The organism is Peteryoungia aggregata LMG 23059, from assembly GCF_030814435.1.
In the GTDB taxonomy this organism is placed as follows: domain Bacteria; phylum Pseudomonadota; class Alphaproteobacteria; order Rhizobiales; family Rhizobiaceae; genus Allorhizobium; species Allorhizobium aggregatum.
The window spans coordinates 20,391-32,911 of sequence record NZ_JAUSUW010000019.1; the positions used below are offsets into that span (position 1 = coordinate 20,391).

Below are 12,521 nucleotides of genomic sequence, written 5' to 3' on the forward strand. Positions count from 1 at the left end.
TACCAATGTTATCCTCCGTCGATTGGAGGAGGATCAACCATGACTGCTGCGATGAACGCACGCTTCGATGACGACCAGCATTCCGGCGAGGTGGCCATGTCCCCTCAGCCCGATGTCGATGCCGCCACCCTGCGCGGCATTGTCCAGCGCCTGGCAGAAGAAGCCTCGACCCTCGGTGTCGACCTTGTCGACATTGCCGGTGCCATTCAGGATGTCGCTGGCATCTCCAAACGCCATGCCACGACCTTTGTTGGCATCACGAGGACAGCGCTGTCGATCGCCGAGACCAATCGCGACGTCGCCGCGACCCTGCGCGAGACCGACCAGACCGCCGGCGAAGCCCGCCGTATGCTGACCGACAGCGCCACGCGCCTGACCGGTGCCGTCGGCAAGATCGACCACATGGTGTCGACATCGGAAGAGATCGGCACGGAGATCGGCAGCTTTTCGCAGTCCCTGGCCGAAGTCGACAAGGTCGCCGAGGAGATCGGCACGATTGCCCGCCAGACCAACCTTCTGGCGCTGAATGCCGCCATCGAGGCCGCCCGCGCCGGTGATGCCGGCAAGGGCTTTGCGGTCGTGGCAGCCGAGGTGCGCGCCCTGGCGCTGCAGACCTCCCAGGCCACCGGTGCCATCCAGGAAACGCTGAACCAGATCCGCCACAAGATCGTCCGCCTCAACGATGCCGGCCGTGGCGCGACCGAAAGCGCCCGCGACGTGCGCGAGACCTCCCAGGCGATGAATGCCTCCTTCACCGCCATGGAGCAGGTGATCACCCGCATTCTCGACGGCTCCTCCGCCATGGCCCAGACGACAGACCAGGTTGACCGCCAGTGCTCGGAATTTGTCGCCACGCTCGATACCATGGCCGGCGAGGTCCGCCAGTCCGACCAGCATCTGCAGCAGACTGCAGGCCGCGTCGACAAGGTGGTGGCGCTGTCGGAAACCCTGATCCAGCTCACCGCCAGCGCCGGCATCCGCACGGCCGACAGCGCCTGGATCGACACGGCCGTTTCCGTTGCGCAGCAGATCTCCGAGACCTTCCAGCGCGCCGTCGACAGTGGGCGCATCCGTCAGTCCGATCTCTTCGACCGCAACTATCGCCCGATCCCGGGCACCGACCCGGTGCAGATGGTCACCGGCTTCACCGATTTTACAGATCAGGTTCTGCCGGCCATCATTGAACCCGTCGCCGGCTCGTCTGACCGGATCGGCTTCTGCGCCGCCGTCGACGAGAACGGCTACCTGCCGACCCACAACAAGAAGTTCTCCGCCCCCCAGCGCCCGGGCGACACCGTGTGGAACACCGCCAACTGCCGCAACCGCCGCATCTTCAACGACCGCGTCGGCCTGGCCGCCGGCCGCTCGACGGCGCCCTTCCTCGTCCAGACCTACCGCCGCGACATGGGCGGTGGCAATTTCGTCCTGATGAAGGATATCTCCGCCCCGATCTTCGTCGGCGGAAGGCATTGGGGCGGGCTGAGGTTGGCCGTGAAGGTGTAAGGCGTCGCGTTCGGACACCCATCTGTTTGGCAGTCGCGCAACTTGCCCTCTGCGTGAAGTCGCGCGACACTGCAGCCGAGACGCGTACGGGGGGTAGGTCGATGGCTCGGAGCGATGAAGAGCGCGAGCAATTCGATGCGCTCTATGGTCCTGCCATTCCTGCCGGTGGCAATGGTATTCAGTTACACGAGTGGCCTATGTTTCCGCGCAGCCGGCAGAAACTCGACAAGACGTCGGGTGGAGCACTCGCGGCATATCTTCAGCAGGTGGCCGAATTACATCTGAACAATCTGTTTCCCGAGATCTTCCACTTACTCTGGATAGTCGATGAAGACGGGGAGCTCTGGTTCTCGGTCGAGGAAGTCGTAGACCAAAGCGGCGTCACAATCGGCGTATTTCCAAAGTCGGTTCAGGCGCGACCGTTCAACCTGCAAAAACTCGGCCATCCGACGCTGTTGGGCAATGCGTTGAAGCTGGCCTGCATCGGAGGAGAGGTCGTGTTCGATCCGGATGATCCTGATGGCAGCGGTCGTAAATTTTGCCTGACGAATGCCTCTGGTCGCTATGGGCTGCGTCCGTCTCAGCGCCGGGAGCATCTGGAGGCCGTGGCTGGCAAATTTGAACAGAATGGCTTATATTTCTGGATTGACTTCCAGAAGCCTCGACCTTGATAGGCTAGTTATGGTTGATATCGCGAATATGCGGCCTTCGGTTCTGCGGAAGCTGTATGAGAACTTGGAAGACCCGAATTACGCTGAGGACTTTCTCAAAAGTCTGGCGAGTTACCTGACAAACGCTGCCCCTGATGGCGGGGTCGACTCGGATCGTCTTTATGTCGTCGGTCTTCAGCTCAGCAACGCAAGAACCTGGGAACGCATCCATCCACTGGATGTAATGAGACGAGCCGGCCACATTCCATCTGAAGCGCTCCTCGCGTTTACAGCGGGCATGCCTGACGACGTCGCGCGCTTGTTCCTCGAAACGCGTGTGCGTGAAGATCAGGCGGCTGAACAAGGCGCAGGCGAGCTATTGGCGATGCGGCTTTTGGCCGGCGCACCCTTGGGGGGAAGTGCCATCGCGGCTCTCTCTCTTGACCTGGAACCAGCAAACGTAAAACTCGTAATTCGGTCCTTAGTGCGTAAGCTGACTGCAGCGCGCGTTGAAACCGGCTCTGCCTCATCTGACCGGGCGCCACCGCCTGGGCTCGTGCCGCCTGTCTCGCCGAACGTTAAGACGTCGTGATACGTTTGCCTCGGGTCGCCGGAGACGGTCTGGACAGCGGGAAGTTGCCATATCACCGATCTTGCCGTCCAGCCTGCGGACATGCGCTCGTTGGGCTTGAGTGTCGCAACGCGGGTTCTAAGGCGTCGCGTGGCGGTTTGCCTTCTGAAGGAGGGGGACTCTGCTTGTCCCACAGCGTGGCTCTCGCGCAGACCTCCTTCTAGCCCCACCCTCGACGCCGCCCCGGCAATCCCCTAAACCCTTCCCATGCGCATCCGCTCCGACATCTTCATCTCCGCTCTCACCCGCCGAGTCTTTTCCGACGGCGGTTATGCTGCAATCGTCGCCAAGGGCTCGGAAGCCTCGGGCGCCATCTTCGTGCGCCAGCGTTTCCGTGACGGCCTGGAGACGCTCTACGGCCCGGCGCCGCAGGCCATGATCGGGGTTGGGGAGCACGACGACCGCATCTTCGAGCCGCGCCTGACACGATCAGAGCCCGACGCCGTCGAGGCGCTGATCGCCCGCGAGCGAAAATTCGACAGCGATCTCTGGCTGGTCGAGATCGAGGTCGAGGATCTCGGCACCTATCTGACGCTGACAGATGAGAAGGATTGACCCGCAGATGAGGCGGACACCTCACCCTCCCCTTGAGGGGGAGGGTCGGCGCAAAGCGCCGGGGTGGGGTGACAACGGCGTCAGCGCGGTCCAGGCCTAGCCACAATGGCCCATTGCCCATTGCCCATTGCCCATTGCCTACTGCCTGCAGCCTAAGACCTGGTCCTTACCGCTTGCGCGCCCTTAGCACCTGCCGCCCGTGTTCGTCGCCCACGGGCTGGCGCTTGGGCGAGGCCTGGTTTGCTGCGGCAAGGCCGCTTGTCTGTTGCGCGATCACAGGGGCGCGCGGCTCGGCCTGCGGCTCCTCGCCGGCAAAGGTGTAGCGGTCGGCGCGGATCCAGCTGTCAATCCTTGCTTCCGCCTGGTCCGGATCCATGCCGAACAGCAGGGTCTCTGCCCGGCTTGCGCCACCTTCGCGCCGGGCCAGATGCGGATAGATGTGTTCGAGGATGAAGATCGCCTCGCGATCCTCCATCGCAACGCCAGCCAGCGTCGTGGCCAGCTGGCGGCCGGAAATGTCGAGCAGGATGCGCTCGGCGAGCCAGCGGCTGGCCGACAGCAGGTCGGCGAGCGTGGTGGCGAACAGGCCGCCGTCATGCGCACGGGCGAAACGCACCAGAAGCGCCGTCTGCAGCGGTGTCGCCTGGCGCCGCCCGAGCCGGTCGCTGGCTGCAGGCCGATGCTGGTAGGCCATGCGCTTGATTGTCTGGCGCAGCGCCTCTTCGCGCGACTGGACGGCCTCGGCGTTTCCACCATCAGCCGTGATCGGATCCGCCGGCCGGGTTGCCGGGTGGGGCGCCGCTGCACCGGGCAGGTCCGTCATCGCAAGGTCGGCCATGATCCGGTCGAAGCGCGACGGAGTCTCGGTCTGGGTGCCGGTCGGTTGCGGCTCTGTCTTCGCCATCTCGGTCTTGGTCTTGTCCGGTCGCGGCGGCAGTGCATGCCGGAGCGAAACCAGCGCATCGATGACGGTCGGAGACAATCGCTCGCGCTTGACGATGGCGCGCGCATGGTCGGCCCCTTGCGTGCGGGCGATCATGATCAGCATGTCGTCCGACAGTGCCGGCGAGACGGCGAGGAAGGGTGCTGCGATCGCAATCGGCTGTGAGGCGATGAAGGCGGCCACCGAAAGCGGCAGGTTGCGGCTCTGCGAAAGGGCCGCCACCGCCTCGCGGCGGGCTTCCATCGACGATCCGGCAAACAGCGGCAGGAACAGCTCGGCAAATTGTCGGAGTTCGGTCTTGCCGGGGAAGGAGAGCGCCTGGAAACTCGTGACCGTGGCCATCAGAACGACATCCTTGTTCCGCGCGCTGATAGGCTTTTCCAGCTCCCTGAATTGTTCGCTCACGACAAACCCACTCCAACGCAATACAGATATGCGCCAGATTAAAACGAATTTGTTAGCAAGCTGTTAACTAACCTATGGCTTCTTGTGGCCAGGTGGATGGTCATCTTAGACGATTCGCCGCATGTTTCCGATATTAGGCATATGCGTACCCCGTTCGTGGGGTGAACCGCGACAGGGGAACGCGTCGGAGAAAGGCGCAGATGACCCGGTGCGTGTGAGACTTTCCGCAGCATGAACCGGATTGTGCCGGCCCTCGTAGACTGAGGGCAGGGTGAGATGAACCTCTCGACCCTCTCGATCTTTCTTCTCGAAAGGAGACGAGCATGGCGGACATCATCAGGATTTCGGACCGACTGCCCCTCTCGCGCCGCGCGGCCCGCACGGGCGCCCACAAGGCTGAGATCCTCTTCTTCACCGGCATTCGCTACGAGCGGCTGGACCCCAACGCCATCTGGCCGCGGGTGGAACTGCCGACCCTGCCGGCATTGCCTGCCCCGCAAGGCCCCGTGTTCGGCCCCGGTCGCCGACCCTTCTGAGGCGGGCGCTCAAGGCGTTCCTGCGACACCGCCGCGATCCGGTGGCGGCCTCATGTCCGACATGCCGCCTTCCCGTGAGCTCTCTCTCCGCACCGCACCTTGCTGGCGCCATGCCGGTCGTTCCGTCGGAGAGGCGTCCCGCCGCGCGGCGTCACAACCTCTCCATTTACCCCCGGATTTACAGAGTCTAAATCAGTTTAGTTGAATATGGTTGTAAGCTGGCCGTACTTGGTGCCGGCGGCGTCGAGACCTTTCAAGAGGTCGATTCAGTGCGGAGTCCCGGCAGATCATCATGCTCGTCAAGATCCAGAAGCAGCGCATCCGCAAGGGCATGTTCATCGAAAGCGTTGCCTGTCCGAGCCGCGAGTTTGCCAGGCGGCGTTTCATCCTGGCGAGCGACAAGGATCTTGCCGCAATTCTGGCCACGTCGGCAACCGAGGTCTCAATCAACATCGCCTTGGGGCTCGATGAGAACGGCGCGCAGTCACGTGCCGGCAGTCAGGCCGCCCCCCACGCCGAGCCGCAGCGGGCACAGGCGGTGCGCGGTGAAATCGATCAGGCAGCCATCACGCTCAGGGCAAACCTGCGCGAAATCGTCGGCGCCGGCACCCTCGATATGGCCGGCCTCTCCCGCGCGGCTGACGACAATGCACGAACATGGTCTGACAGCGCTGTCATAGCGCTCGAAGTCACACGCCTGAAGACGAAGGACGAAACCACCTATGTCCATTCGTTGGCGGTCAGCGGCATGATGACGCTTCTCGCCCGTGCTCTTGAGCTCGATGACGAGACCACCGGACTTCTCGGTGTCGCCGGGATGCTGCATGACATCGGCAAGTTGCTCATTCCCAACGAGATCCTGACCAAGCCGGGCGCACTGACGGATGCCGAGCGCGAGATCATCCGCAATCATCCGGAAGCAGGCTATCAGTTGCTGAAGACCTATCCGGAGATCCCGCAGGTCGCGCTCGACATCTGCCGTCTGCATCACGAGGTGCTCGATGGCTCCGGCTATCCGCTGGGGCTGAAGCAGAAGGATCTGAGCGCCACCGTCCGGTTGAGCACGGTCTGCGACGTCTTTGAAGCGCTGACCTCGGTCAGGCCCTACAAGCGCCCCTGGACCTCGACCGAGGCGCTGGACTGGATGTTTGCCCGGCCGCATCTCTTTGATCGCAAGATGGTCATCCGCCTCGGCAGCGTGCTGGTCGACGCCCCGATCGTCTGAACGCCTCCGCGCTCAGCGCCCGGTAAAGGGCAGGCATTCCGCATCGGCGAGAAAGGCCTTCGCCTCCGCTTCATAACTCGCCTGCGGAGCGAGCACCCGCAGCACCACATAGCCCTCGGCTCCCGGATGCTCGACGAGGATCGTCTCGGCCAGCGCCGCGATCGGCGTCTTGCGCAGTTGTGCCACCTGCACCGGCGTCGCCACCAGCACATCGAGATCACCGGCCACCGACGTGCGGTCGTTCATCGAAAACACCTCGTTGGCGTCCCGGTCGTAGATGGCGACCGACCAGAAATCCACGCCGCCACCGACAGCCACCAGCGAAAGCGGCTGGCGCTCGATGTCGAAGTGGCAGACGGCAACGCGCAGATAGGGATCGAGACTGGACAAGCCAACCGCATCCGGTGTGGCCGAAAGCGCATGGAAGACGAAGGGCACGCCTTCCGACGTCACGCGGGTATAGGCGTCGCGTCCGGTGAAATGCGGCACGCCCAGGATGATGATGATATGCAGCAGGACGGCGCCAAAGAGACCCGTCAGCACGGCATAGAGAAACTTGCTCATTGGCCGCACCCGATCTGCTCGATAACAGGCATCGCTAGCCCGGATAGCCCGGTCGAGGCGGCAGCCGGCGTGTCGAGCAGCGTCAGCACCAGCTGGAAGGCGCCCGTATCGGGAATGGCGAGCCAGTTGCCGGCCCTGGCCGTGCGCGAGATCTCGATGTCGAAGGAGCCGTCACGCCGTCTGAGGACCGTCTGCGAGTTCTTCGCCACCGGCAGTTCGGCGCCGGTATTCAGCGGTTTGCCGTCGGCATCGGCAGCATAGAGTGTCCACAGTCGCGCCGTCGGCGTGCGCCCGCGCATCCGGTAGGAACAGGTCCCCGTCAGTGTCAGCCCCTCGGCATCGCGCGCCGCGGTAAACTGCAACCCTTCCGCCGACCCATAGAGCAGCCGCCCGCCCTTGGCCCGATGCGCCTTGGCATAAGGATCGGCCGAGGCCGTCTGCGCCGCCGGAAAGGCCCGCCACCCCGCCACCTCGATCGCCCCGAAGCCCACCGATGCATTCAGCATCGACAACGCCGACAGGATCCCGCCCCCGAAGGCGATGATCAGCGCAGTGGCGACGATGAGCGGAACACGAAACACGGGCGGGACGAGACCTTGGAATACGGGCGCCAGGCGCCAGGCGGCAGTGCCCGAGGGGTATCACTGATTCGGGGGTGAGGGAAGTTTGGGGCTGCGGGGGAGGGGGCGGCGGCTTCGAAAGGCGGACCGATCAGTGAGCGAATTCACACCGCCCGACGAGGCCGCCCGCCCTTGGTGCCGTTCGCCCTTGCCGCAGCCGCCTTGGCTTCGGATGTGACCTGTCCCGCCCGACGCGCCAGTTCCCGCGTCATCCAGGCCTTGGTACCAAAAACTCCGGCTATCAACGCTGGCACATACAGATCGACGTCGAGATCCGGCCAATGAAGGTTGAACCCGAGCCCGTCGACCTCGACGCTCGCCAGCGCCTCGGTCGCTGCCCCCTGCAGATCCTCGACAAGCACGGTTGGGAAGGCGTAGGTACAGCCGTTGGCAAGGTCGAGCACGACCCGGCCCGTTTCCGCGTCGTAGCGCGCGGCAACGGCTCTCGGCTCTGTCTCCAGGATGGCACGCCCGCGTGCTTCTGCGGCGTCGAATTGTCGTTCGTCGAAGTCAGCCATGGATACGCTCCCATTCAGTCAAAAGTCGTGATTGCTCGACGGCGACTTCGTTCAGGATTCGTCTGAGGTCGGCACGCTTGATGCCTATGCTATAGACGAGTTCCGGGTTTCCATTTTGGCCGAGCAGATTGATCTTCGCCTGCCCGGCGCCGGTGATGTGGACATGCGCGGGCTCATGATCCTGTGTGTAGATCACGAAGCGAAAGCCGAATGCGCGATGAACAACAACCATGGTGAATAATAACCCATCCGTTGGGTTTTTCCAAGTGGCTCGTCTTGGATACCTTCAGGGCACAGGTGCCGAAAGTCCATTCGGCAGCGAAATCCAGATCACCGTCTGCGCCTCGGGCGAATGCCGCGACAGATGCCCCTTGCCATGCGTATCCTCGACCAGAACGAAGCTGCCGGCTGGAACATGGCGCCGGTCGCCGTCGCTGGTTTCATACTCGACCGATCCGTCGAGCCGCACGGTGAGCACAGGTTCCGGCACCCTGTGCCAGGCAACTTCCCGCATGCCCGCCGGAATGTGGGTGAACCGCACGCGCGACGCCGGATAGCTTGCGGTGACGTCGAAGGGAGCGGCATCGGGATGCACCGAAACCTGCGTCGTCGGCAGCTCGACTTCATCGAAATGCGATTCCCCCTCGGCGTCGGCATAGATCCTCAGACACTTCATCTGAAAGGTTCTTTCCTAGTGATCGAGACACTCACCCCAGAACCTCAATTCCATGCTTCTCGAGGATGGCCAGAAGTTTGAGCGCCGGTCCGCTCGGACGTTTCGAGCCGTTCTCCCATTTCTGCACGGTTGACGGACTGATGTTGAGATAACGTGCGAAGACCGGCTGGCTGACATGGTTGCGCTCGCGCAGCGCCTTGATCGCGTCCGGAGACATGGGATCGGGAGACACGAGACATGTCTCGTCAAAGCGACGCATCGTCTGCTTGTCGATGGTCCCTGCCTCCAACATATCCGAAACGGCGCTGTGGATCGCCTCGAAGGCGTCAGACTTGTAAACGGCCTTCGCTGTCATTGCAGATATCCATGATGGCACCGCTGGCCGATTCCTCTGCGAAAACATGCAACGATAACTGATGTCGAGGATCGGGTGACAGCCCCCTCATCCCCGGCGCAATGACATTGCGCCTGACCTGCCGGCACCTTCTCCCCGCAGGCGGGGAGAAGGCCGAGATCGCCACCGCTTGCTCCACCCTCTCCCCGCCTGCGGGGAGAGGGCAGGGTGAGGGGCACTCCTGAGCGTGAAGGTGCAATTTGGGGCAGCCTACCTTAACACCCCCGCCGCCAGCGCTCGCTGGATGCCGCGCACATCCGTGCCCTTCTTCAAGGTCTTCGTCACCGGCTCATGGGCGCCCGACACCCAGATCTTCAGCTCGCTGTCGAGGTCGAAGGTGCCGGCGGTTTCGACGGAAAAGCGGGTGATGGCGCGGTAGGGCACGGACATGTAATCCACCTTCGAGCCGGTGATGCCCTGCACGTCGATCAGGATCAACCGCTTGTCGGTAAAGACGAAGACGTCGCGGATGACCTTGAAGGCAAGCCCAACCTGTTCGCCTTCGATCAAGACGCCGTCCAGCCGCTTGGCGAGATCGGAAGGATCCACGCTCGATCCATGGCCCAGCAATCCGTCAAACAAACCCATCGTCATCCTCCTGTGGTGGTGAGCGGGAGATGGGGAGGGGGGGTGAGGGCGTCAAGACGCCGTCATCTGACGATGCCGTCAACGTCCGGCGTGGCAGAACACGCCGTTAGATTTTGCCCTCAAGTGTTTCCACGCGCTGAGCGACATGGCTAACGCTCGCCTCTATGCGAGAGAGCGAATTTTCGATCGAAGTCTGCATGTTTGCAAGGGAGCCGCCAAGTTCCATCTTCACCATCAGCTCGATGTCATCGCGAAGCTCGGTCTCTCGCCGCTCGACTCGCCTGGTCAGATCATAGGTGGCGTTCAGGAGCCGCATCATATCGGCCATATCCTTGCGGAGCAGGCGCAATTCCTCGATCTGCAGTTTGGACTGTTTCGCCAGGAAATCGAGACTGATGTTGTCGGTGGCCATGCTCCGCCGCTCCCTTTGCGACGGAGTTTAGCCTCGAATGCGCCGAAGCACAAATCAGCCCTCACACCCGCTCGCAAAACGCAATCCGGTTGCTGAACGGGTCGGTCACCGTCATCTGCAATCCCCAGGGCGCATCCTCGATCCCCGGTTTCAGATAGCGATAGTCCTTCGCCGTCAGCTCTGCGTGCAAGGCCTTGATGCCGCGCATCCAGGTGAAGGCCTTGGCGCCGGGCGAGGCGTCGCCGGCATGTTCCGACAGATGCAGCACGCAAGTCCCGCGCGAAACCTGGCAGTAGAGCGGAAAATTCTCGCCGAAACGGTGTTCGAAATCGACCTGGAAACCCAGAAAGTCCCGGTAGAACTCCATCGCCTTGTCGACATCGAAGATGCGGAAGATCGGGATCGGGGCTTCGATTGCGATGTCGGCTTGCGGCTCTTCATCCGCGGCGATCCGGGCCGCGAGAATGTTCCACTGCTCGAAGCCCAGTTGCCGGGCGACAAGCTCGAGCGCCTGGGAATGGCTGATGTCGAGATCGGTTCTGGCCAGTTCCGCCTTCAGCGTCCTTGCCATCAGTTTGGCATCGCGAAAACCGCGCATGGTCTTTCCTTCTTCGGTGGCAACAGTGGCATCAGTGTCCGCGTCTGCTGATCCGTCGCCATCTTCCGGAGAGGGAAAAGGTGGAAGGAACTCGTCTCTCGATGCATTCACCATCGCGCCCTCAAGAGGGCGCCGCGGAACGGCAGGCTGCATCGGCCCGTGGGCGAAGGTTATCAGAGCACGGACCGGGCGCAAGGGTGCAAAAACAGCAGGTCGGCCTTCACCCCTGTCCCGCCATGCGCTATCTGGTCATCAGACAAATCGGGCAGGAGGAAACCCTATGGGCAAGCGGATCGTATTCACCGGCGGCAGCGGCAAGGCGGGGCGCCATGTCGTGCCCTATCTCATCGCCAAGGGCCACACGGTGCTGAATGTCGATCGCACCGCGCTTGATGTGCCGGGCGTGCACACGCTCCTGACCGACGTCACCGACAGCGGCCAGGTGTTCAACGCGCTCTCCTGCCATTTCGGCTATGACGGCTATGAAGACGCGGGCGGCCCGAAGCCGGTCGATGCCGTCGTGCATTTCGCCGCAGTCCCCCGCATCCTGATGCATCCTGATAACAAGACCTTCGCGGAAAACACCGTCTCGACCTACAATGTCATCGAGGCCGCCGCCAAGCTCGGCATCAGGAAGGTGATCATCGCCTCCTCGGAAACCACCTATGGCGTCTGCTTTGCCGAGGGTGACAAGGATTACCACGAATTCCCGCTGACCGAAGACTACGACACCGACCCGATGGATAGCTACGGCCTCTCCAAGGTGGTCAATGAAAAGACGGCGCGTGCCTTTGCCATGCGCTACGGCATCGACGTCTATGCGCTGCGCATCGGCAATGTCATTGCCCCCGAGGACTACGCGAATTTCCCCGGCTATCTCGCCGATCCGCCGGCCCGCAAGCGCAATGCCTGGTCCTATATCGACGCCCGCGATCTCGGCCAGATCGTCGATCTCTGCGTCAAGAAGGACGGCCTCGGCTTCCAGGTCTTCAACGCCGTCAACGACACGATCACGGCGACGATCCCCACCCGCGAATTCCTGGCGAAATGGGCCCCGAACACGCCGATCACGGGAGACCAGGACGGCTTCGCAGCCCCGCTGTCCAACGCCAAGATCCGCGATGTCCTCGGCTTTCGCGAGGAGCATGACTGGCGCAAATACGTCAAGGTCTGAGACCTTTTGCCGGCGGCCAGCCTCCCGTCGGGGGCGCCGACCGCATCTCTGCAAAGTTTGTGGGGTATAACTCCAAAAATACACGTTTTCGTCGGTGTTTTTTTGTATATGAGGATGGACACATGTCCCGATGAGTGAGCCGGAAGCGGGGTCGCACCCGAAGGAGGAGCCTTGGCCGAGCGACGCATGCAGATCACCAATGTCGCGCAGACCGAATTGCGCGGGCACAGCTTCGTGACATTCGACGTCGCGATGAACGGTCATGTCATCTCCACCGTCGACGCGCCGCGCCTGTCCGGCCGCATCCTGTGGTCACACGCCGCAATCCATGGTTTCGGCGATTTTGATTGCGGTGAGCGTACGCTCCTGGAGGCGGAGGTCGACAGGGTGCTTGAACCCGCATCCCCGCTGACCTGGGTCATGGGGAAGTGTATGACGCGCCGCCATTGACTGTCGACTGGCCGGTGCCGGTCAAGGCGCGGTATCCGGTGATCCTTGCTCGGGCACTGTTCGCAGGCGCCGGGAGCCG

The 12,521-nt window shown here is 62.7% G+C and carries 18 protein-coding genes; 8 read left to right on the forward strand and 10 right to left on the reverse strand.

Features of this window, described 5'->3' with window-relative positions:
- Nucleotides 1–39 precede the first annotated feature (39 nt).
- The 4 genes from J2045_RS21670 to J2045_RS21685 all read left to right on the forward strand — a co-directional run bounded on the left by J2045_RS21670 (nt 40) and on the right by J2045_RS21685 (nt 3,339).
- Nucleotides 40–1,503 (forward strand): methyl-accepting chemotaxis protein, encoded by a 1,464-nt coding sequence (locus J2045_RS21670; RefSeq protein WP_370873189.1) that lies wholly within the window; start codon nt 40–42, stop codon nt 1,501–1,503.
- Nucleotides 1,504–1,604: 101 nt separating this feature from the next.
- The gene (locus tag J2045_RS21675; protein WP_307377089.1) at nt 1,605–2,174 is read left to right on the forward strand and encodes a hypothetical protein; all 570 of its coding nucleotides are present in this window, start codon (nt 1,605–1,607) and stop codon (nt 2,172–2,174) included.
- A gap of 10 nt (nt 2,175–2,184) precedes the next feature.
- Complete coding sequence (locus J2045_RS21680) at nt 2,185–2,745, forward strand: hypothetical protein (protein ID WP_307377091.1); 561 nt, start codon at nt 2,185–2,187, stop codon at nt 2,743–2,745.
- 246 nt (nt 2,746–2,991) lie between these two features.
- Nucleotides 2,992–3,339 carry a DUF1491 family protein gene (locus tag J2045_RS21685; RefSeq protein ID WP_307377092.1) on the forward strand — a complete coding sequence of 116 codons (348 nt, stop codon included), beginning with the start codon at nt 2,992–2,994 and terminating at the stop codon, nt 3,337–3,339.
- A 166-nt stretch (nt 3,340–3,505) separates the two neighbouring features.
- Here the strand turns inward: J2045_RS21685 and J2045_RS21690 are convergent, their stop codons facing one another.
- The gene (locus J2045_RS21690; RefSeq protein WP_370873193.1) at nt 3,506–4,624 is read right to left on the reverse strand and encodes a DUF2336 domain-containing protein; all 1,119 of its coding nucleotides are present in this window, start codon (nt 4,622–4,624) and stop codon (nt 3,506–3,508) included.
- Nucleotides 4,625–5,010: 386 nt separating this feature from the next.
- On the opposite strand from J2045_RS21690, the gene J2045_RS21695 reads away from it, so the two are divergent.
- On the forward strand, nt 5,011–5,223 hold the full coding sequence (locus J2045_RS21695) for a hypothetical protein (RefSeq protein WP_307377096.1): 213 nt from the start codon (nt 5,011–5,013) through the stop codon (nt 5,221–5,223).
- Nucleotides 5,224–5,515: 292 nt separating this feature from the next.
- Nucleotides 5,516–6,448 (forward strand): HD-GYP domain-containing protein, encoded by a 933-nt coding sequence (locus tag J2045_RS21700; RefSeq protein ID WP_307377100.1) that lies wholly within the window; start codon nt 5,516–5,518, stop codon nt 6,446–6,448.
- A gap of 12 nt (nt 6,449–6,460) precedes the next feature.
- On the opposite strand, the gene J2045_RS21705 is transcribed toward J2045_RS21700, so the two are convergent.
- From J2045_RS21705 to J2045_RS21745, 9 genes are all read right to left on the reverse strand, one after another.
- On the reverse strand, nt 6,461–7,012 hold the full coding sequence (locus J2045_RS21705; RefSeq protein WP_307377102.1) for a DUF1254 domain-containing protein: 552 nt from the start codon (nt 7,010–7,012) through the stop codon (nt 6,461–6,463).
- Nucleotides 7,009–7,593: a DUF1214 domain-containing protein gene (locus tag J2045_RS21710; RefSeq protein ID WP_307377104.1), complete on the reverse strand. Its 585-nt coding sequence runs from the start codon at nt 7,591–7,593 to the stop codon at nt 7,009–7,011. The genes J2045_RS21705 and J2045_RS21710 overlap by 4 nt, the downstream gene beginning before the upstream one ends.
- 143 nt (nt 7,594–7,736) lie before the next feature.
- Nucleotides 7,737–8,150, reverse strand: coding sequence for a DUF2442 domain-containing protein (locus J2045_RS21715; protein ID WP_307377107.1), 414 nt, complete (start codon nt 8,148–8,150; stop codon nt 7,737–7,739).
- The gene (locus J2045_RS21720; RefSeq protein WP_307377109.1) at nt 8,143–8,382 is read right to left on the reverse strand and encodes a DUF4160 domain-containing protein; all 240 of its coding nucleotides are present in this window, start codon (nt 8,380–8,382) and stop codon (nt 8,143–8,145) included. The genes J2045_RS21715 and J2045_RS21720 overlap by 8 nt, the downstream gene beginning before the upstream one ends.
- A 54-nt stretch (nt 8,383–8,436) precedes the next feature.
- Nucleotides 8,437–8,826 carry a cupin domain-containing protein gene (locus J2045_RS21725; RefSeq protein ID WP_307377111.1) on the reverse strand — a complete coding sequence of 130 codons (390 nt, stop codon included), beginning with the start codon at nt 8,824–8,826 and terminating at the stop codon, nt 8,437–8,439.
- Nucleotides 8,827–8,857: 31 nt separating this feature from the next.
- Entirely contained in the window at nt 8,858–9,181 is a 324-nt protein-coding gene (locus J2045_RS21730; RefSeq protein ID WP_307377113.1) for a helix-turn-helix domain-containing protein, read from the reverse strand.
- 249 nt (nt 9,182–9,430) lie between these two features.
- On the reverse strand, nt 9,431–9,808 hold the full coding sequence (locus J2045_RS21735) for a PH domain-containing protein (protein ID WP_307377115.1): 378 nt from the start codon (nt 9,806–9,808) through the stop codon (nt 9,431–9,433).
- Nucleotides 9,809–9,914: 106 nt separating this feature from the next.
- Nucleotides 9,915–10,220 carry a hypothetical protein gene (locus J2045_RS21740; RefSeq protein WP_307377118.1) on the reverse strand — a complete coding sequence of 102 codons (306 nt, stop codon included), beginning with the start codon at nt 10,218–10,220 and terminating at the stop codon, nt 9,915–9,917.
- A 61-nt stretch (nt 10,221–10,281) separates the two neighbouring features.
- Nucleotides 10,282–10,818 carry a glyoxalase superfamily protein gene (locus tag J2045_RS21745; RefSeq protein WP_307377120.1) on the reverse strand — a complete coding sequence of 179 codons (537 nt, stop codon included), beginning with the start codon at nt 10,816–10,818 and terminating at the stop codon, nt 10,282–10,284.
- A 280-nt stretch (nt 10,819–11,098) separates the two neighbouring features.
- Between J2045_RS21745 and J2045_RS21750 the strand changes: the two genes are divergently transcribed.
- A complete protein-coding gene (locus tag J2045_RS21750; protein ID WP_307377122.1) occupies nt 11,099–11,992 on the forward strand; it encodes an NAD-dependent epimerase/dehydratase family protein in 894 nt (297 codons plus the stop codon).
- A gap of 171 nt (nt 11,993–12,163) precedes the next feature.
- Entirely contained in the window at nt 12,164–12,442 is a 279-nt protein-coding gene (locus J2045_RS21755; RefSeq protein ID WP_307377125.1) for a hypothetical protein, read from the forward strand.
- Nucleotides 12,443–12,521: the final 79 nt, after the last annotated feature.